Source organism: Streptomyces sp. NPDC045955 (genome assembly GCF_056430805.1).
Genome location: NZ_JBWKKY010000001.1, coordinates 523,768 through 543,156, shown reverse-complemented (window position 1 = coordinate 543,156; position 19,389 = coordinate 523,768). Strand labels below are relative to the sequence as shown.

Genomic DNA, 19,389 nt, shown 5'->3' with positions numbered 1-19,389 from the left:
GCTCAGGCGGCACTGACCTCCCCCGAAACCGTCACCTTCCCCAGCAGCTCCTCGTACACCCCCCGGTCGAACTCCCCGGCCACCGGTGCTGCCACCGTCGCCGCGGACAGCGCTGTTGCCCGGGCCAGGCGGTCCGGCCAGGGGAGGTGTTCGACCAAGCCCGACAGCAGGCCCGCGACCGCCGAGTCGCCCGCGCCCGTCGGGTTGCCTCGTACGGAGGCCGGTGGGGTGGCTCGCCAGCGGCCGTCTCGGGTGGCGGCGAGGAGGCCTTCCGGGCCGAGGGACGCCACGACCGCGGCCGCGCCCCGGCGGCGGGCATCCTGCGTGGCGCGCAGGGGCTCGTGGGAGCCGGTGAGTTCCGCCAGTTCCTCGGCGTTCGGCTTGATGATGTCCGGGCGGGCCGCGACGCCCCGGCGCAGGGCTTCGCCGCTCGTGTCCAGGAGGACCGGGACACCGGCGGCACGGGCCGTACGGACCAGGCCGGCGTACGCACCGACCGGCACGCCCGAGGGCAGGCTGCCGCACAGGGCCACCGCCGAGGCGGATCGCAGCAGGTCCTCGTAGGCCTCCTGGAAGGCCGACCATTCGGCGGGCGTCACCATCGGGCCCGGTTCGTTGAGCTGCGTCGTGTCGCCGGTCCGCTCGTCGACCACGGCGATCGTGCGGCGGGTCGCGCCCGAGACCGGGACCAGCGCGTCCACCACGCCCGGCGCCGCCGCGAGCAGCTCCTGCACGACCCGCCCCGTCGCCCCGCCCGTGAAACCGGTCACCGTCACCTCGTGCCCGAGCGCGGCGAGCACCCGGGCCACGTTGACGCCCTTGCCGCCGGGGCGTTCCGTCACCTCGGAGACGCGGTGGGAGGCGTGCGGCCGGAGGGACCGGACGCGGTACGTGATGTCGAGAGCGGTGTTCAGCGTGACCGTGAGGATCACCTGGGCCGACCTCCCCCGAGAATGCGCTTGCCGCCGAACGTTCAGTTAGTCCGATCATGCCAAAGAGACGGCGGTCGGCCCAGTCCTGGAGTCGGCCACCGTCTCCCTACCGCGGGACGGATCAACGCAGTTGGGGACCGACCACCCATTCGCCGCGGCGCATCACGCCCTTGAGCTCGTAGTCCGCGTCCAGGAGCACCAGATCCGCGTCCTTGCCGGGCTCCAGGGAGCCGATCCGGTCGTCCATGCCGAGGAGCCGGGCCGGGGTGGCCGAGAGGGCCGTCACCGCGTCCTCGACGGACAGGCCGTCGACCGTGACCGCCCGCTTGAACGCGCGGTCCAGGGTGAGCGTCGAGCCGGCGATCGTGCCGTCCGTCAGCAGGCGGGCCACGCCGTCCGCGACCTCCACCTCCAGCGGGCCCAGCCAGTAGCGCCCGTCGCCGAAACCGGCCGCGTCCATCGCGTCCGTGATGAACGCCACCCGGTCCGCGCCCGCGCGGTGGAACGCCAGCTGGAGTGCGGCGGGGTGCAGATGCGTGCCGTCGTTGATCAGCTCGACCGTGATCCGGTCGTCCTCCAGGAGCGCGGCGATCGGGCCGGGGGAGCGGTGGCCGAGCGGCGGCATCGCGTTGAAGAGGTGGGTGGCGACCGTCGCGCCCGCGTCGATGGCCTCGACCGTCTGCTCGTACGTCGCGTCGGTGTGGCCGATCGCCGCGATCACGCCGTGTTCGGCCAGGAGGCGTACGGAGTCGGTGCCGCCGGGCAGTTCGGTGGCCAGCGTGACCATCGCCGCCCTGCCCCGGGCCGCGTCGATCAGTTTGCGGACTTCCGCCGGGTCCGGATCGCGCAGCAGTGCCTCGGAGTGCGCGCCCTTGCGGCAGGGGGAGATGAACGGGCCCTCGAAGTGGATACCGGCGATCTCGCCCTGCTCGGCCAGCTCGCTCAGCAGGCCCGCGCGCTGGGTGAGGAAGTCCATGTCACCGGTGACGGTCGAGGCGACCAGGGTGGTCGTGCCGTGCAGGCGGTGGGTGTGGATGCCCTTGAGGATGTCCTCGATCGACCCGGAGGTGAAGGAGGCTCCGCCGCCGCCGTGGTTGTGGATGTCGATGAAGCCGGGGATGACGTAGTGGCCGTTTACGTCGATGACCTGGGCGTTGTCGGGGGCCGTGTGGGTGATGCGGGTGCCGTCGATGGTCAGCTGGCCGTTTTCGATGGTGCCTGTGGGGAGGACCACGGTCGCGCCGGTGAGGACCGTGGGGTGTCCGGCCGTGGCGGGGTGCGGGTGCGTTGGGGCTGATTGCGCAGTTCCCCGCGCCCCTGGGGGCGTTGCCATCAGGTGGTTACCTCCGAACGGTCGGTCGACAGCAGAAGATCCCAGGCCAGCAGGCCCGCCCCCAGACAACCGGCGCTGTCCCCCAAAGCTGCGGGGACGATCGACGGCTGTTTCTGGAAGGTGATGCGGCGACGGATGGCTTCCCGTAGCGGCGTGAACAACGTCTCCCCCGCCTCCGCCAGCCCGCCGCCGATGATCAGGGTGCGGGGATCCAGCAGGGTCAGGGCCGTGACCAGGCCGTCGGCCAGAGCGTCCACGGCGTCCTGCCAGACCGCCTGAGCCCTCGGATCGCCCGACTCGACGGCCTTCGCGCAGTCCGCCGCGTCCGCGCCCGGGTCGCCGGAGGCCGTCGCCCAGGACTCGCTCACCGCCGCCGCCGACGCGAAGCGCTCCAGGCAGCCGCGCTGGCCGCAGGGGCACGGTGTCCCGCCGGGGCGCACGACGATGTGGCCGATCTCGCCCGCGAAGCCGTGCGCGCCCGCCTCGACCCGGCCGTCGACGCCGATGGCGCCCGCGATGCCGGTGCCCAGCGCCACGAACAGGAACCGGTCCGCGCCCCGGCCCGCGCCGATCCGGCCCTCGGCGAGGCCGCCGGTGCGCACGTCGTGGCCGAGGGCGACCGGGATGCCCAGCCGTTCCGCCAGCAGGTCGCGCAGGGGGACGTCGCGCCAGCCGAGGTTCGCGGCGTAGGCGGCGACGCCCCGCGCCTCGTCGACGATGCCGGGGACGGCCACGCCGGCGGCCGACGCGGGCGTGCCGAACCGCTCGGCGCCGTGGGCGCGCAACTCGGCGGCGAAGCCGAGAATGCCCGCGACCACGGCGTCCGGTCCGTGTTCGCGTCCGGTGGGGCGGCGGGCCCGGTGCAGCAGCTCGCCCTGCGGACCGGCCAGAGCGGCCTTCATCCCGGTGCCGCCCACGTCGAGGGCGATGACATGTCTCACGTGAACAGTGTGACCCGGGGACCCGCGAGAGGTCTAGTCCACTCGCGTGGTGTAGACCTTGTTCCGATTATCGAAAGCTTTCGTCGGCGGTCACGCCAGGGTTGGGGAAGAACAGCGGTGCAGCGGCGGTGGATGGCAGGAACGATCGCGGTGGTGTCCGCACTGGGCATGACGGCGGTCCTCGGCGGCTGTGGCGTGACGGGCGGCTCGGCCGACGTGACCCTGAAGCTGGTCGCCGCGGACTACGGCGACAGTGCGGCCAACAGCTCCAAGAAGTACTGGGACAAGCTCGTCGAGGAGTACGAGGCCGACCACCCCGGGGTGAAGATCGACGTCAGCGTCTACTCCTGGAACGACGTCGACCGCAAGGTCAGGGAGATGGTCGCCGCCGGTGACCCGCCGGACATGGCGCAGATCGGCGCGTACGCCGACTACGCGGCGCAGAACCAGCTCTACAAGGCCGACGACCTGCTCTCCATACCCGTGCAGGCCGACTTCGTCGGGCAGCTGGCCTCCGCGGGACAGGTCAAGGGCGTGCAGTACGGCATGCCGTTCGCCTCCTCCACCCGCGTGCTCTTCTACAACAAGACCCTCTTCGCCAAGGCCGGCATCACCCCGCCCAAGACCTGGGACGACCTGGCCGACGACGCCGAGGCGCTCAAGGACGAGGGGGTGCGGTACCCCTACGCGCTGCCCCTCGGCCCGGAGGAGGCTCAGGCCGAGACCCTGCAGTGGATGCTCAGCGGCGGGGGCGGCTACACCGACAGCGTCGACAGCTACGGCATCGACTCCCCGGAGAACATCGACACCTTCTCCTGGCTGAAGAACGAACTGGTCGCCAAGGACCTGACCGGGCCGGTCGCGCCCGGCGAGCTGAACCGGGCCGCCGCGTTCGCCGCCTTCGCCAAGGGCGAGGTCGGCATGCTCAACGGCCACCCTTCCCTGATGAAGATCGCGGCCAAGCATGGTGTCGAGTACGGCATGGTGCCGACCCCGGGCAAGGAGGGGCCGAGCAAGTCCACGCTCGGCGTCGCCGACTGGATGACGGCCTTCCGGAAGAACGGCCACCGTGACCAGGTCGGCGACTTCCTCGACTTCGTCTACAGCGAGAAGAACGTGCTGGCCTTCTCCCGCGAGTACGACCTGCTGCCGGTCACCAGCTCCGCGTCCGCGACCATGGCCGCCTCCGGCCGGGACCGGCACCTCAGGCCGTTCCTGGAGGAGCTGGTGGCCTCCGAGCTCTACCCGGTCGGCAAGACCTCCTGGGCCGACGTCAGCGCCGAGGTGAAGAAGCAGATCGGCAAGGCCGTCGCGCCCACCGGGAGCCCCTCGGGCGTCCTGGGCCACCTCCAGGCGGCGGCGACGCGGGCGGAGAGCGCGGAGTAGACCCGCTGTCGGTGGCGGGCGTTACGGTGCCTGGCATGGACGAGGACACGGGCGGCGAGGGGCTCGGGCGCAGGGAGCGGGACATCCTGGCGCTCGAACGCCGTGGTTTCTCCGGGCCCGGCGCGAAGGAACGGGCCATACGGGAGGAGCTGGGCCTCGCCCCGGTGCGCTACTACCAGCTGCTCAACGCCCTGCTGGACGACCCTCGGGCCCTGGCCCACGACCCGGTGACGGTGAACCGGCTGCGGCGGATACGGGAGACGCGCCGGGCAGAGCGCTAGGACCCGTCAGCCGAGCCGGTCCGCCAGGTCACGCAGCAGGCGTACGACACCCTCCGGGCCGTTCACCACCACGTCCGCCCGCTCCCTCAGCTCGGTCACCTCGTCGCTGCCGCTGCACACCAGCAGGCCCGGGGTGCCGTCCGAGCGGAGCGTGTCGACGGCCGAGTAGGCGGGCAGATCGCCCAGGTCGTCGCCGGCGAAGAGGACGGACCCGGCGCCGATCTCCCGGGCGAATCCCGTGAGGGCGGCGCCCTTGTCCATGCCGGGCGGGCGCAGTTCGAGGACCATGCGGCCGGGCTCCACGATCAGGCCGTGGCGGCCGGCCAGGCCGGCGAGCGGATCGCGCAGGGAGTCCAGCGTGGCCTGCGGGTCGGCGGCCCGGCGGGTGTGCACCGCCACCGACCGGCCCTTCTCCTCGATCCAGGTCCCCTGCGACGCGCCGAGCCGTTCGAGGAGCTCGGGCAGTTCGGCGCGGACGGCGGCGACGCCGGGATGCGGCTCGGGGGCGCTGACCTCGCCGGTGCGGGCGTCCCAGCGTTCGGCGCCGTAGTGGCCGAGGACCACGAGGTGTTCCAGGCCCGGGACATCCGCGAAGCCGCCGTTGCGAACCGCGACCTCGGCGGGCCGCCCGGTGATCACCGCCACGGCGGCGACCTTCGGCGCGAGCGCGGCCAGCGCGGGTACGGCGTCCGGGTGGGCCCGGGCCTGCTCGGGGTCGGCCACGATCGGCGCGAGCGTCCCGTCGAAGTCGAGGCCGATCAGCGCCTGGCCGGGGCGGGCCAGGAGGGCGTCCAGACCCTCCTGGCCCGCTTTCGTCGTGGGAGGGGGCAGCGGCTGCGACGCCGGCGTGGTGCTGCTCATCCGCCGCTCAGCCCCTCAACGCGTCGAGCTGGTCCAGGAACCACCGCGCCGGCGGCAGCGCGGTCGCCGCCGCTGCCAGCCGCTTGCTGCGCTCGGCCCGTTCCTCCGGGCGCATCGACAGCGCCTCGTGCAGGGCAGCCGCCGTCCCCGTCACGTCGTACGGGTTCACCACGATCGCGTCCTCGCCCAGCTCCTCGAACGCCCCGGCCTCCCGCGACAGCACCAGGGCGCAGCCCTCGTCGGAGACGACCGGGACCTCCTTGGCGACGAGGTTCATGCCGTCCCGGATGGGGTTGACGAGGGCCACGTCGGCCAGCCGGTACGCGGCCAGGGAGCGGGCGAAGTCGTCCTCGAGGTTGAGGACGACCGGGGTCCACCCCGGCGTCCCGAACTCGGCGTTGATCTCCTCCGAGACCCGCTGCACCTCGGCCGTGTACTCCCGGTACACCGCGAGGTCCTGGCGCGAGGGATACGCGAAGGCCACGTGCACCACCCGCTCGCGCCATTCGGCGTGGGTCTCCAGCAGCCGGCGGTAGGCCAGCAGGCCGCGCACGATGTTCTTCGACAGCTCCGTGCGGTCGACCCGGACGATGGTGCGGCGGCCCTCGCCGATCTCCTCCCGGAGCGCGGCCATCCGCTCCTCCACGTCCTGCTCGCGCGACCGCTTCCGCAGGAAGTCCGCGTCGGCCCCGAGCCCGTGCACGCCGATCCGCGTGCCCCCGAGCCCGCCGGCGAACTGCTCGGCGCACGCGGTGAACGCGTCCGCCCAGCGCTGCGTGAGGAAGCCCAGCCGGTCCGCGCCCAGCATGCCGCGCAGCACCTGCCCGGCCACGTCGTCCGGCAGCATCCGGAAGTACTCGGGCGGCGCCCACGGCGTGTGCGAGAAGTGGCCGATCCTCAGGTCCGGGCGCAGCGCGCGGAGCATGCCCGGCACCAGCGTGAGGTGGTAGTCCTGCACCACGACCGCCGCGCCCTGCGCCGCCTCCTCGGCCAGCGCCTCGGCGAACGCCCGGTTGTACGTCTCGTAGGACGCCCACTGGCGCCGGAACTCCGCGTCGAAGACCGGCTCCAGCGGCGTCTGGTAGATCATGTGGTGCACGAACCACAGGACCGAGTTGGCGATGCCGTTGTACGCGTCCGCGTGCACGTCGGCCGGGATGTCCAGCATCCGCACGCCGTCCTCGCCGACGCCCCGCCGGACCGCCTCCCGGTCGCCGTCGGACAGCGCCGAGCACACCCACAGCGCGTCCGCGTCCGAGCCGATCGCGGACAGCCCCGAGACCAGCCCGCCGCCGCCCCGCTTGGCGTTCAGCGAACCGTCATCGCCCACCGCGTACGAGACCGGACCGCGGTTGGACGCCACCAGCACCTGTGCAGAGCCGTACGTCGAAGCCATACGCCACAACCTAGCCCGGCCCGGAAACGCTCAAACGTACGGCCCCGCCCCACCCGGCCGAAAACGACCCCGGTCAGGCCGCTCTCCGCGCCTGGTACTCGGCGATCTCCACCATCGGCGGACGCTCCTCGGTGTCCACGGAGTACGTCCGCGGCTCGAAGCCGTCGCCGCCTCGCTCGAACTGCGTCAGGGACGGCCGGATCAGATGCCCGCGGGCCAGCCTCAGCTGGGCCGTGCGGTAGATCGCGGCGGCCATCCGGCCCAGCGCCTGCCCGTCCTGGTGCCGGTGCTTGCGCACGCCGATGTCCACCTGGGCGAGGGCGTCCAGGCCCACCAGGTGCAGCGCATCGACCAGCATGCCCAGCTCGACGCCGTACCCGACGGGGAACGGCAGCTGCTCCAGCAGCGAGCGGCGGGCCGCGTACTCGCCGCCGAGCGGCTGCACGAACCCGGCCAGCTGCGGCCAGTGCATGTTGAGCAGCGGGCGGGCCATCAGCTCCGTGACCCGGCCGCCCTGCCCGGCTGCCGCGCCGAGCGGACGGTCGTACATGCCCTTCACCAGGGCGACGTCCGGGTCGGTGAGCAGTGGGCCCACGATCCCGGAGACGAAGTCGGACGAGAAGTCCCTCAGGTCCGCGTCGACGAAGCAGACGATGTCCCCGCGCGTGACGAGCAGCGAGCGCCACAGCACCTCGCCCTTGCCCGGGACGGCGGGGATCCGCGGGATGATCTCGTCGCGGTGCACCACCGTCGCACCCGCGGCGGCGGCCACCTCCGACGTGCGGTCGGTCGACCCCGAGTCGACGACGACCAGCTCGTCGACGAGCGGCACCTGCCGCATCAGGTCGTGACGGATGATCGCGGCGATGTCACCGACCGTCTCCTCCTCGTTGAGCGCGGGCAGCACCACACTCACCGTCTGGCCGGTGCGCTGCTTGGCGGCCAGGATCTGGTGGAGCGGACGATCGGTCGCTGACCAGGAACGGGTGCTCAGCCAGCGCTCGACTTCTTCCAGCACCGTGGCGGCTCCTCTGCGTACTCTCGGCGGGACGGACTGTGACCCATCTCGCGGTTCGGACGACTATCTCAACTGTCCTGGTCGTCGGTTACAGTCTTGAACAACGCGGATGACCATCGCATGTCCGGGGTCAGCCGTTGTTTACAACCGAATACAGCTCATCCAGAGGGGCAGAGGGATACGGCCCGATGAAGCCCCGGCAACCCTCCAGCCGATACTCGTAGGTCACTGTCGACCGCTCCGCGAGGCTCCCGGCTCGGGAAGGTGCCAAATCCGTCTCACGGCGAGATGCGTCGTGAGGAAGATGAGGAGAAAGGGCCTCGCCTCACATGGCTGTGCAGACTGTTGCAAGCACCACCGACTCCACCGTAGACCTCGGCCCCGCCGCCGCCCTGAGCTGCCGCGAGTGCGGTCACCGCGTACCCCTCGGCCCGGTCTTCGCGTGCGAGGAGTGTTTCGGCCCGCTGGAGATCGCCTACGACTTCTCGGCCTACGACACCGAGGAACTCCGCAAGCGGATCGAAGCGGGACCCGCGAACATCTGGCGCTACGCCCCGCTGCTGCCGGTCCCGGCCGACGTGGCGACCAAGCCGAACATCAACCCGGGCTGGACCCAGCTCGTCAAGGCCGACAACCTCGCGCGCGAGCTGGGCGTCGAGGCGGGCAAGCTCTTCGTCAAGGACGACTCCGGCAACCCGACGCACTCCTTCAAGGACCGGGTCGTCGCCCAGGCCCTGGAGGCCGCCCGCGCCTTCGGCTTCACCACGCTGTCCTGCTCCTCCACCGGCAACCTCGCCGGCGCCGTGGGCGCCGCGGCGGCCCGGGCCGGCTTCCGCTCCTGCGTGTTCATCCCGCACGACCTGGAGCAGGGCAAGGTCGTCATGGCCGCGGTCTACGGCGGCGAGCTCGTCGGCATCCAGGGCAACTACGACGACGTGAACCGCTTCTGCTCCGAGCTGATCGGCGACCCGGCCGGCGAGGGCTGGGGCTTCGTCAACGTCAACCTGCGGCCGTACTACGCGGAGGGCTCCAAGACCCTGGCGTACGAGATCTGCGAGCAGCTCGGCTGGCAGCTGCCGGATCAGATCGTGGTGCCGATCGCCTCCGGCTCACAGCTCACGAAGATCGACAAGGGCCTTCAGGAGCTGATCAAGCTCGGGCTGGTCGAGGACAAGCCGTACAAGATCTTCGGCGCGCAGGCCGAGGGCTGCTCTCCGGTGTCGACGGCGTTCAAGGCCGGCCACGACGTCGTACGCCCCCAGAAGCCGGACACGATCGCCAAGTCGCTGGCGATCGGCAACCCGGCGGACGGGCCGTACGTGCTGGACATCGCGCGGCGTACGGGCGGTGCGGTGGAGGACGTCAACGACGAGCAGGTCGTCGAGGCGATCAAGATTCTCGCCCGGACCGAGGGCATCTTCGCGGAGACCGCCGGTGGTGTGACCGTGGGTGTGGCGAAGAAGCTGATCGAGAACGGGGTGCTCGACCCCTCGAAGACGACCGTGGTGCTGAACACGGGGGATGGTCTGAAGACGCTGGATGCGGTGGCCGGGACCGGGCTTACTGCGACCATTCGTCCCAACCTTGATTCGTTCCGTGAGGCTGGGCTCGTCTGATCGTTGTCTGCTGCGGGCCGGTGGGGGTTGGTCGCGCCCACGCGGCGGAGCCGCACATCGACACAGCCCCGCGCCCTGGGGCGCGCCCCAGCCGTAGCTGCAAAACAAAACCGGAGGTCACATCCCGATGAGCGTCACCGTTCGTATCCCCACCATCCTGCGCACCTACACCGGCGGGCAGGCCGAGGTCGCCGCCGAGGGAGCGACCCTCGGCGAGGTCATCGCCGATCTGGAGAAGAACCACACCGGGATCGCCGCCCGGGTGCTGGACGACCAGGGCAAGCTGCGCCGGTTCGTCAACGTGTACGTCAACGACGACGACGTGCGGTTCGAGCAGGGGCTGGACACGGCGACGCCGGACGGTGCCGGGGTGTCGATCATTCCCGCCGTCGCGGGTGGCTGAACCGGTCGACCGGCTTGATTATTACCTTCGGTAACGGCGGTCACTGAGAGTTCATCGAATTGCCCCCTCCGTGAGAGAAGCGGAGGGGGCAATTCTGTGTGATTGAGCGCGGTACAGTTGGGGAACGCAGCGCCGATCTCCTGATCGGGAGCCCTTATTTCCTGCCGCACGCCCGACAAGATGTAGCCAAAGTGTGTGCGTCTTTCGCGGCTTTTGTTCTTTTTGTGCGGCCCGACTTGCCCTGAAGTCTGGCGAATTCTCCCCACATTCCGGATCCTGCGCGTCCAGAATTCTCGTCCGATTGACCTGTTGCAGACGGCAGTTGGACAGATACATTCAGCCGCGGTCGACGCGTTCCGGCGCACGCCCCCAACCGTGGGGGGTGAGGTCTGACCCGGGTCCGCGAAGTGTGGATCTGTGCAAGGGCCAGTAATAGGGGAGTTAGGCATGGCTCAGGGCACCGTCAAGTGGTTCAACGCGGAGAAGGGGTACGGCTTCATCGCGGTCGACGGTGGTGCGGATGTTTTCGTCCACTACAGCGCGATCCAGATGGACGGCTACCGCACCCTGGAAGAGGGCCAGCGGGTCGAGTTCGAGATCTCGCAGGGTCAGAAGGGACCGCAGGCCGACATGGTTCGCGTCTCTGCCTGAACGCGCACCACGACCAAGCGCAAGCGACCGGTCTTCTCTGAAGGGCCCGCACCCCCGGGGTGCGGGCCCTTCGGCCTGCTCGGCGTCAGCGCGGTGCCGGGGGCGCCGGTCGCGCTCCGGACCCGCTCGTCGTCGCCCGGCTCGGTCGAGGAAAGACCTCGAGCCACCGGGCCGCGCCCTGCCGATCGGACGTCGCGGCGTCGCTCTCGTCGTCGGCGCGCGCCGTGGGGCCTGGCATTTCTGTGCTCGCCCGGTTCGCCGCGATGCTGCCCGTGGCCTGTGGGCCGAGTCGCGTGCGGCCTGTTCGCCGGAGGCTGAGTGCCCGGCCGAACCGTGGGAGTCGCTTGCACTCGCCATGCCCGAGTGCTAATCATTGCGTTAGCACTCTGAAGGTGAGAGTGACAACGTAAGGACCGGGTCGGTGAGGCCCGCAGGCCGGGTGGGAAGGAACCACGAGGCCGGCGAGCCGTCCGTCGCGGGCGCGGGCGCGGTCCGAAGTAATCACCCCCAGTCCTGGAGGGACCACTTCACATGGCCAAGATCATCGCGTTCGACGAGGAGGCGCGGCGCGGCCTCGAGCGCGGCATGAACCAGCTCGCGGACGCCGTCAAGGTGACGCTCGGCCCCAAGGGCCGCAACGTCGTCCTCGAGAAGAAGTGGGGCGCCCCCACGATCACCAACGATGGTGTGTCCATCGCCAAGGAGATCGAACTCGAGGACCCGTACGAGAAGATCGGCGCCGAGCTGGTCAAGGAAGTCGCCAAGAAGACGGACGACGTCGCCGGTGACGGTACGACCACCGCGACCGTTCTCGCCCAGGCCCTGGTCAAGGAAGGCCTGCGCAACGTAGCCGCCGGCGCCAACCCGATGGCCCTCAAGCGTGGTATCGAGCGCGCCGTCGAGGCCGTCTCCGCCGCCCTGCTGGAGCAGGCGAAGGACGTCGAGACCAAGGAGCAGATCGCCTCCACGGCCTCCATCTCCGCCGCCGACACCCAGATCGGCGAGCTCATCGCCGAGGCCATGGACAAGGTCGGCAAGGAAGGCGTCATCACCGTCGAGGAGTCCCAGACCTTCGGTCTGGAGCTGGAGCTCACCGAGGGTATGCGCTTCGACAAGGGCTACATCTCGGCGTACTTCGCCACCGACATGGAGCGTATGGAGGCCGTCCTCGACGACCCGTACATCCTGATCGCCAACTCGAAGATCAGCAACGTCAAGGACCTGCTGCCGCTCCTCGAGAAGGTCATGCAGTCCGGCAAGCCGCTGCTGATCATCGCCGAGGACGTCGAGGGCGAGGCCCTGTCGACCCTGGTCGTCAACAAGATCCGCGGCACCTTCAAGTCCGTCGCCGTCAAGGCCCCCGGCTTCGGCGACCGCCGCAAGGCGATGCTGCAGGACATCGGCATCCTCACCGGCGGCGAGGTGATCTCCGAGGAGGTCGGCCTCAAGCTGGAGAACGCCACGATCGACCTCCTGGGCAAGGCCCGCAAGGTCGTCATCACCAAGGACGAGACCACCATCGTCGACGGTGCCGGTTCCGCCGAGCAGGTCCAGGGCCGGGTCAACCAGATCCGCGCCGAGATCGAGAACAGCGACTCGGACTACGACCGCGAGAAGCTGCAGGAGCGCCTGGCGAAGCTGGCCGGCGGCGTGGCCGTCATCAAGGCCGGTGCCGCCACCGAGGTGGAGCTCAAGGAGCGCAAGCACCGCATCGAGGACGCCGTGCGCAACGCCAAGGCGGCCGTCGAGGAGGGCATCGTCGCCGGTGGTGGCGTGGCCCTGCTGCAGGCCTCCTCGGTCTTCGAGAAGCTGGAGCTCGAGGGTGACGAGCTGACCGGCGCCAACGCCGTGAAGCTGGCGCTGGAGGCCCCGCTCAAGCAGATCGCCGTCAACGGTGGTCTCGAGGGCGGCGTCATCGTCGAGAAGGTGCGCAACCTGCCCGTCGGCCACGGCCTGAACGCCGCGACCGGTGAGTACGTCGACATGATCGCCGAGGGCATCATCGACCCGGCGAAGGTGACCCGTTCCGCGCTGCAGAACGCCGCCTCCATCGCCGCGCTGTTCCTCACCACCGAGGCCGTCATCGCCGACAAGCCGGAGAAGGCCGCCGCGCCCGCCGGCGGCGGCATGCCGGGCGGTGACATGGACTTCTGATCGACCTGGTCGATCAACGTCCTTGCCGAGGGCGGCACTTCCTGTTCCGACAGGAGGTGCCGCCCTCGGGCGTGTCCCGGATCACAGCGCGGACGGGATGGAGGGGCGGGTCCGGGTGGTTGGACCGTACGTCTTATGCGTATGCACATACTGTCCGGTATCCGAAGAGGAGCACCCCACGTGACCGTCGACGCCTCCGCCGCCTCCCGCGCCGCCGAAATCCTGTCCCGGCCCGTATCGCTGGGCGGCCTGACCGTCCCGAACCGGATCGCGATGGCGCCGATGACCCGCATGTTCTCCCCGGGCGGCGTCCCCGGCGACGACGTCGTCTCGTACTACTCCCGCCGCGCCGCCGCCGGAGTCGGCCTGATCGTCACCGAGGGCACCTACGTCGGCCACGAGTCGGCCGGGCAGAGCGACCGCGTGCCGCGGTTCCACGGTGAGGAGCAGCTCGCGGGCTGGGCGAAGGTCGCCGATGCGGTGCACGCCGCGGGCGGCACGATCGTGCCGCAGCTGTGGCACATCGGCATGGTCCGCAACCAGGGCGAGCCGCCGGTCGCGGACGCCCCGGCCGTCGGCCCCTCCGGCCTGCGCATCGGCGCCACCGAGCCCACCGGCAAGGCCATGACCCAGGCCGACATCGACGCCGTCATCGGCGCGTTCGCCGAGGCCGCGGCCGCCGCCGAGCGCATCGGCTTCGACGGTGTGGAGCTCCACGGCGCCCACGGCTACCTGCTCGACCAGTTCCTGTGGGAGGGCACCAACCGCCGCACCGACGCCTACGGCGGCGACCCGGTCGCCCGTGCCGCGTTCTCGGCGGAGATCGTCGCGGCCGTCCGCGAGACCGTCTCCGCCGACTTCCCCGTCATCTTCCGCTACTCGCAGTGGAAGCAGGACGCCTACGACGCCCGCCTCGCCGAGACGCCCGAGGAGCTGGAGGCCATCCTGACCCCGCTCGCCGCGGCCGGGGTGGACGCCTTCCACGCCTCCACCCGCCGCTACTGGCTGCCCGAGTTCGACGACTCCGACCTCAACCTGGCCGGCTGGACCAAGAAGCTCACCGGCAAGCCCGCCATCACCGTCGGCTCGGTCGGCCTGAACGGCGACTTCATCAAGGCCTTCCAGGGCGAGGGCGCGGAGATCGGCGACCTCGACAACCTCCTGGACCGCTTCGAGCGCGACGAGTTCGACATGGTCGCCGTCGGCCGCGCCCTGCTCCAGGACCCGGAGTGGGCCGAGAAGGTCCTGTCGGGCCGCTTCGACGAGCTGGCGCCGTACGACCCGGCGGCGCTGAAGACGCTCAGCTGACACCCGTCACCTACGGCTCTGGATCTGCTTGCGTCAGTCAAGGACACTGACTGAGCGCCTGTTCACTTCCCGCGAGGAGATCCATATGACGACGACCGAGTCCCGCCCGTCGGCGGGTGGCCCTTCGAACGAGCCCGCACCGGTGGTCCGCACGACCACCGGTGCGGTCCGGGGCCGCAGGGAGACGGGGCTCGCGGTCTTCCGCGGCATCCCGTTCGCCGCACCCCCGGTGGGCGAGGCCCGCTTCATGGCCCCGCGCCCCGCCCCCGCCTGGGACGGCATACGGGACGCCGACGCCTTCGGCCCGCCGCCCCCGCAGGACCTCGGCAACCTCGGCGGCCCGGGCCTGCTCGACGTGCCCGAGGGCGACGAGTGGCTCACGGTCAACGTCTGGACGCCCGAGCCCGACCCGGCGGCCCGCCGCCCGGTGATGGTGTGGATCTACGGCGGCGCCTACAAGCTCGGCCACTCCGGCAGCCCCGGCTACGACGCCCGGCACATCGCGGCCGACGGTGACCTCGTGGTCGTGTCCCTCAACTACCGCGTCGGCATGGAGGGCTTCGCCCACATCGAAGGGGCGCCCGCCAACCGCGGCCTGCTCGACCAGGTGGCCGCCCTGGAGTGGGTGCGGGACAACATCGAGGCCTTCGGCGGCGACCCCGGCCAGGTCACGGTCTTCGGTGAGTCGGCCGGTGCCGGTTCGGTCGCCTCGCTGCTCTCCATGCCGGGTGCGGCCGGTCTGTTCCGGCGGGCGATCGCGCAGAGCGTGCCGGGGACGTTCTTCTCCGACGCACTGGCCCGGGACATCGGTGCCGCTCTCGCCGCGGAGGTGGGCCTGCGCCCCACGGTTGCCGATCTCGCGACGATCGCCCCGCACCGGCTGACGTCGGCCGGTGAGACGCTGAGCGCCAAGATGCTCCAGTACGTCGACCGCTGGGGCCAGGCGGCGCCCACGGTCACGCCCTTCTCCCCGGTGGTCGACGGCGAGGTGCTGCCGACGAGCCCGTGGCAGGCATTGCGGTCCGGCTCGGCGAAGGACGTCGACCTCCTCGTCGGCCACAACCGTGACGAGTATCGCCTCTTCATCGCCATGGCGGGCCAACTGGGCCAGATCACCGACGACAGGGCGGCCTCCGCCCTGCGCCTCTTCGCCCCCGGGGATGAACAGGCGTACCGCGCCGCCTTCCCCGACGCCTCCCCGAGCGAACTCTACGAACGCGTCCAGACGGACTGGCTGTTCAACATGCCGTCCCTGCACCTGGCCGAGGCCCAGTGCGCGGGCGGCGGCAGCGCGCACCTCTACGAACTGACCTGGCCGGCCCCCGGCAACGGCGGTGCGCTCGGTGCCTGCCACGGCCTGGACGTCCCGCTGCTGTTCGGCACCTACGGGGCGGACCTGGGACTTCTGCTGTTCGCGGGCGCGGAGCCGTCCGCCGAGGCGCTTTCGCTGTCCTCCCGTTTCCGCGCGTCCTGGACGTCCTTCGCGAGGACGGGCGACCCGGGCTGGCCGGCGTACGACGACGAGCGGCGGCTGGTGCAGGTGCTGGATGCGGAGCCGGTGGTCACGGCGTATCCGGAGGAGCGGTCGCGGCGGCTGTGGGAGGGGTACGAGTTCCTGCCCCTGCCGCTGCTGTAGGGCCTACAGGTTGCCCATCGGCTCGATGTCGACCCGCACGGGCGTCCCCCACACCCGCAGCACCTCGTAGTCGGTGAACTCGTGCACCAGCCGGTACGCCATGGCGGCCCGGGGAGCCTTGCGCTGGGCGGCGATGTACAGCTCGGCCTCGCGGCGGTCCCGGCGCGGGGTGCCGCACAGCTGCCAGGCCTGGCCGTTCCACAGCTCCGCCAGCCAGCGCTGCTGGGGCTGGGGGCGGTCACCGCTCACGCCGTAGCGGGACTGGACCGGCTCGGTGGGCCGGTGCTGCGGGGCGGGGCCGTTGAACTCCGCCCGGCGGGCGGCCCGGCGCCGTGTCTCGCACAGCAGGCACAGGTCGGGGGCGCCCTCGTCGACCGGGCCGTTCGGATGCTCGGGGCAGCGGGTGCTGGGCGCCGCGTTCGAGACGCTCTCCTCCAGCAGGTCCAGGGCGCGCTTCAGATCCGCCTTGACCTCGTGCAGCTTGGCGTCCGGGGTGTCGGAGGTGAGGACTTCCCCGTGCTCACCGAGGAGACGGAGGGCACGGCCGAGGGCGGTGAGCTGGGCGTGGTTCATGGTGTCCATTGTCGTCAGTCGGCGTAGTCCTTGAGCTTCTCGGTGTCCAGGGTGATGTTCACGGGGGCGGGGAGCTCGACGGTGGCGCCCCAGGGGTGTCGGGAGATCTGCTGGTAGCGGCCGTCCTTCGGTTCGCTGTGGACGGTGAGGGTGTGGTTGTCGCGGTCGATGAGGAGGTAGACGGGGATGTCGGCCGCCGCGTAGCCGACGGGCTTGTCGATGCGGTCGCGTTGGTCGGTGTCGCGGTCGTGGGAGGTGATCTCCACGGCCATCAGGGCACCGTCGGGGTCGGACCACTCACCGTGGCCTCGGAAGTGGTCCACTGGCACCAGAGCTCCGTCCGTGCGAGCGCGGCCCTTGCGGTAGGCCTCGGCCTTGACGCCGGACTCGGGCACGAGGTCCAGCTCAGGCCGGTGCTGCATGCACTGGCGCAGCAGCCACATGAAGATCGAGCGGTGGTTGCCGTCCGGCACAGCCTTGACCTCTACCTTTCCATTGATGTACTCAAGCCGCACCGTCTCGGGCGCTACCGCGGCAAGCTCTTCGAACTCGTCCACGTCGAGTGGGCCGTGCCGGATGCACAGGCGCCCGCCCAGGAACTCCAGCCTGTTGCGGATCTCCCTCGGAGCCCTGCTCACGAGTTCGTCGAAGTCCTCGACATCCATCTGCGGGCGGTCGGTCGTGTCTCGGGTCATGGCGTCGCCTCCTTCCCTCCATCGTGCCCCGGGCTGGTGGCGTCGGACCGTAGGAGCCGTCATGTGCGTGCCTTCTCTTGGCGTCGTCGGGACACCTCGGCGCGGATCTGGGCCGCGCGCTCGTGAACCGTGGGGGCGGACAGGGGTGCAGGGGGTCGCGCGGGGGCGCGCTCGCCCCGGCAGGCGCTGCAACGCCCCCCTGGTAGGGACTCCGGACGCCCCGGAGCACCGCAGTTCGCGCACTCCAGAACCCGTAGGGGCGGACGCGGGGTGGGTGGGGGCGGGAGTTTGCTGGTCAGGCGGTTGCGGACCAGGGCGGCCGGGTGGTGCACGGGGGTCGGCAGGCCGGCCGTGAGCGCACGCAGTACGTCCTCCTCCGAGGCGCCCCGCTCGAACCACTCCGCCACCAGTGGGGCGAGCGTCGCGCAGTCGGCCTGTGAGAGCGACAGGACGGGCGCCGTGCGGCCGAGGGCGGCCAGGAGGATGTGGGCGCGGGATCGGGTGGGGCGTGCTGCCTGCTTCGGTACATCGCCGCGAGTGAAGGCCGCCCACCAGTCGTCGTCCCGGGCGGTACGCGAGAACCACGTTCGGGTGATCCAGCGGGAGCTGCCGTCGTCCGCCGTCACACATTCCCGGCCCCGGCGCAGGTGGCCCGCCTGCTGGATGCGGTTGAGGGCGGTGCCGAGGGCGCACTGTCCGTACGGGAGCTGTCTGGCCAGCGTCTTCACGGAGATGTCCGCGCCGTCGGGGAGCCGGTCGAGGTAGGCGGCGATGGCGGCTTCGCGGGGTGGGAGGTGTGCGAAGTCGTGCTTCGTGCTGGGGAGTTGGTCGGGGGCGGAGCGCTTGCCGTAACCCGGGTTCGCCATTGGGTGCGCGGACGGGGAGGCAGTACTAAGCTGGGCGTCAGCCATGGGATCGAACTTGTCCTTCGATCTATGTGGTCAAGCCCCCGCAGGTGTTGGTAGCACCTGGCGGGGGCTGTTGCGTATGCAGGCACGTTAGAGGCCTGTCACCGTCCGTGGCAAGCCGAACGCGTCAAGTCAACACGCGGGGTGGGAGGGCGGGTTGAGGCCCTCTACCCGTTCCTTGAAAAGAGAGCTCGAAGCCCGGGTCCCGAAGCTCAGGCCGTCTCGTCCTTGAGGTTCGCGACGAACGCGGCCCAGGCCGTGGCCCGGAACACGAGCTTCGGGCCTTCGGGGTTCTTGGAGTCGCGGACGGGTGCGACGGTGGGGAAGTCGTGGGTGACTTCCAGGCAGTTGCCGCCGTCGCCGCCGCTGTAGCTGGACTTGTGCCAGGTGGCCGCGCTCAAGTCGTACTCAGTGATGCTCCTCATGGGCGTAATCCTGCGTCATCGCCTCGATGAGGGCCAGAGACTTCTCGGGGGAGAGTGCGCAGGCCGTGAGCAGTTCGTAGGTGAACCTCTGGTGCTTCACGATGGCCGGGTCGTCCTCCAGCCGCCCGGTGCCGACCCCTTCGAAGTAGACCAACGGCGGGGCGTCCTCGAAGTCCATCAGCTTGATGGCTCCCTGCATCGCCGCATGCGCTCCCGCATCGAAGGGCAGCACCTGCACCATGACCCGGCCCCGGCGGGCCAGGCCGACGACGTGGCGCAGCCCCTCTGCCATCACTTCAGGCCCGCCAGTCACTCGACGCAGGGCAGCCTCGTCAACCACCGCCCACAACAACGGTTCTGTTGGATCGTCGAGGATCCGCGCGCGCTCCACCCGCGCGGCTACCAACTTCTCGATGGTCTCCTCCGGTGCGGTCGGCTGATAGGCGCGGCACACCGCTCGGGCGTAGGCGGGGGTCTGGAGCAGTCCGGGAATCAGAAGCGGCGTGTACTCCCGGATCGCCGTCGCTTGCGCCTCCGCCTCCGCCGCCTCCGAGAAGTGCTCCGGATACTTCGACTTCGCCGCCGCCACACAGTTCCGCTGAAAGAAGTCGTCCGTCCCCAGCACCTCGTCCAGCAGCCGCGCGTACTCCCGCTGCATCCTGCGCGTCCCCGCCTCCAACTGCCCGATGAACGACCCGCTCACGAACAGCCGCTGTCCGAGTTCCTCCTGGCTGAGGCCGGCCTTCTCGCGGGCGTGGCGGAGTTCGGCGCCCAGGAGGGCTCGCGGAGAGGAGGACGGGTCGAGGTCCCTGGATCCGGGCATGGGCAACTCCCTGTCGTACACATCGGGTTGTTGGGTCGCCGTATCTGGC

The 19,389-nt window shown here is 70.7% G+C and carries 19 protein-coding genes and 1 riboswitch; of the genes, 8 read left to right on the top strand and 11 right to left on the bottom strand.

Translation table 11 applies throughout. The annotated features are described in order from the left end of the window. Window positions 1-2 precede the first annotated feature (2 nt). The 3 genes from AC07F0_RS02500 to AC07F0_RS02490 form a co-directional block, all read right to left on the bottom strand. Window positions 3-932 carry a 1-phosphofructokinase family hexose kinase gene (locus tag AC07F0_RS02500; RefSeq protein WP_478973241.1) on the bottom strand — a complete coding sequence of 310 codons (930 nt, stop codon included), beginning with the start codon at window positions 930-932 and terminating at the stop codon, window positions 3-5. A 121-nt stretch (window positions 933-1,053) separates the two neighbouring features. Next, on the bottom strand, window positions 1,054-2,265 hold the full coding sequence (gene nagA, locus AC07F0_RS02495) for an N-acetylglucosamine-6-phosphate deacetylase (protein ID WP_478973238.1): 1,212 nt from the start codon (window positions 2,263-2,265) through the stop codon (window positions 1,054-1,056). Further along, window positions 2,265-3,206 (bottom strand): ROK family protein, encoded by a 942-nt coding sequence (locus AC07F0_RS02490; protein ID WP_478973236.1) that lies wholly within the window; start codon window positions 3,204-3,206, stop codon window positions 2,265-2,267. The genes nagA and AC07F0_RS02490 overlap by 1 nt, the downstream gene beginning before the upstream one ends. A gap of 132 nt (window positions 3,207-3,338) precedes the next feature. Here AC07F0_RS02490 and AC07F0_RS02485 point away from each other — a divergent pair, with 132 nt between their 5' ends. Both AC07F0_RS02485 and AC07F0_RS02480 read left to right on the top strand, forming a co-directional pair. Continuing rightward, window positions 3,339-4,592, top strand: a complete 1,254-nt coding sequence (locus AC07F0_RS02485) for an ABC transporter substrate-binding protein (protein WP_478973233.1) — start codon at window positions 3,339-3,341, stop codon at window positions 4,590-4,592. A gap of 35 nt (window positions 4,593-4,627) precedes the next feature. Continuing rightward, the gene (locus AC07F0_RS02480) at window positions 4,628-4,873 is read left to right on the top strand and encodes a DUF3263 domain-containing protein (protein WP_436726632.1); all 246 of its coding nucleotides are present in this window, start codon (window positions 4,628-4,630) and stop codon (window positions 4,871-4,873) included. Window positions 4,874-4,879: 6 nt separating this feature from the next. On the opposite strand, the gene otsB is transcribed toward AC07F0_RS02480, so the two are convergent. From otsB to AC07F0_RS02465, 3 genes are all read right to left on the bottom strand, one after another. Beyond that, the gene (gene otsB, locus AC07F0_RS02475) at window positions 4,880-5,734 is read right to left on the bottom strand and encodes a trehalose-phosphatase (RefSeq protein WP_478973230.1); all 855 of its coding nucleotides are present in this window, start codon (window positions 5,732-5,734) and stop codon (window positions 4,880-4,882) included. Between the two features lie 7 nt (window positions 5,735-5,741). Continuing rightward, window positions 5,742-7,130, bottom strand: a complete 1,389-nt coding sequence (locus AC07F0_RS02470) for an alpha,alpha-trehalose-phosphate synthase (UDP-forming) (RefSeq protein WP_478973228.1) — start codon at window positions 7,128-7,130, stop codon at window positions 5,742-5,744. A gap of 73 nt (window positions 7,131-7,203) precedes the next feature. Beyond that, on the bottom strand, window positions 7,204-8,148 hold the full coding sequence (locus AC07F0_RS02465) for a glucosyl-3-phosphoglycerate synthase (protein ID WP_478973225.1): 945 nt from the start codon (window positions 8,146-8,148) through the stop codon (window positions 7,204-7,206). A 155-nt stretch (window positions 8,149-8,303) separates the two neighbouring features. Continuing rightward, window positions 8,304-8,459: riboswitch (SAM riboswitch) on the top strand. An 18-nt stretch (window positions 8,460-8,477) separates the two neighbouring features. Here AC07F0_RS02465 and thrC point away from each other — a divergent pair. The 6 genes from thrC (at window position 8,478) to AC07F0_RS02435 (ending at window position 15,916) form a co-directional block, all read left to right on the top strand. Further along, complete coding sequence (gene thrC, locus AC07F0_RS02460) at window positions 8,478-9,764, top strand: threonine synthase (protein ID WP_478973222.1); 1,287 nt, start codon at window positions 8,478-8,480, stop codon at window positions 9,762-9,764. A gap of 127 nt (window positions 9,765-9,891) precedes the next feature. Beyond that, window positions 9,892-10,167, top strand: coding sequence for a ubiquitin-like small modifier protein 1 (locus AC07F0_RS02455; RefSeq protein ID WP_208032903.1), 276 nt, complete (start codon window positions 9,892-9,894; stop codon window positions 10,165-10,167). Between the two features lie 447 nt (window positions 10,168-10,614). Beyond that, window positions 10,615-10,818 carry a cold-shock protein gene (locus tag AC07F0_RS02450; RefSeq protein ID WP_010035953.1) on the top strand — a complete coding sequence of 68 codons (204 nt, stop codon included), beginning with the start codon at window positions 10,615-10,617 and terminating at the stop codon, window positions 10,816-10,818. A gap of 531 nt (window positions 10,819-11,349) precedes the next feature. After that, window positions 11,350-12,972: a chaperonin GroEL gene (gene groL / locus AC07F0_RS02445; protein ID WP_356926237.1), complete on the top strand. Its 1,623-nt coding sequence runs from the start codon at window positions 11,350-11,352 to the stop codon at window positions 12,970-12,972. Between the two features lie 180 nt (window positions 12,973-13,152). Then, window positions 13,153-14,280 carry an NADH:flavin oxidoreductase gene (locus AC07F0_RS02440; RefSeq protein ID WP_478973219.1) on the top strand — a complete coding sequence of 376 codons (1,128 nt, stop codon included), beginning with the start codon at window positions 13,153-13,155 and terminating at the stop codon, window positions 14,278-14,280. An 85-nt stretch (window positions 14,281-14,365) separates the two neighbouring features. Continuing rightward, window positions 14,366-15,916, top strand: coding sequence for a carboxylesterase/lipase family protein (locus AC07F0_RS02435; protein ID WP_478973216.1), 1,551 nt, complete (start codon window positions 14,366-14,368; stop codon window positions 15,914-15,916). 3 nt (window positions 15,917-15,919) lie between these two features. On the opposite strand, the gene AC07F0_RS02430 is transcribed toward AC07F0_RS02435, so the two are convergent. The 5 genes from AC07F0_RS02430 to AC07F0_RS02410 all read right to left on the bottom strand — a co-directional run bounded on the left by AC07F0_RS02430 (window position 15,920) and on the right by AC07F0_RS02410 (window position 19,340). Further along, on the bottom strand, window positions 15,920-16,489 hold the full coding sequence (locus AC07F0_RS02430; RefSeq protein ID WP_436726639.1) for a hypothetical protein: 570 nt from the start codon (window positions 16,487-16,489) through the stop codon (window positions 15,920-15,922). A gap of 14 nt (window positions 16,490-16,503) precedes the next feature. Continuing rightward, window positions 16,504-17,184, bottom strand: coding sequence for a Uma2 family endonuclease (locus AC07F0_RS02425; protein WP_478973213.1), 681 nt, complete (start codon window positions 17,182-17,184; stop codon window positions 16,504-16,506). 59 nt (window positions 17,185-17,243) lie between these two features. Continuing rightward, window positions 17,244-18,050 (bottom strand): hypothetical protein, encoded by an 807-nt coding sequence (locus AC07F0_RS02420; RefSeq protein ID WP_478973211.1) that lies wholly within the window; start codon window positions 18,048-18,050, stop codon window positions 17,244-17,246. Window positions 18,051-18,304: 254 nt separating this feature from the next. Continuing rightward, the gene (locus AC07F0_RS02415; RefSeq protein WP_478973208.1) at window positions 18,305-18,517 is read right to left on the bottom strand and encodes a DUF397 domain-containing protein; all 213 of its coding nucleotides are present in this window, start codon (window positions 18,515-18,517) and stop codon (window positions 18,305-18,307) included. Next, window positions 18,501-19,340, bottom strand: a complete 840-nt coding sequence (locus tag AC07F0_RS02410) for a helix-turn-helix domain-containing protein (protein ID WP_478973205.1) — start codon at window positions 19,338-19,340, stop codon at window positions 18,501-18,503. Before AC07F0_RS02410 ends, AC07F0_RS02415 begins: the two co-directional genes overlap by 17 nt. Between the last annotated feature and the right edge of the window lie 49 nt (window positions 19,341-19,389).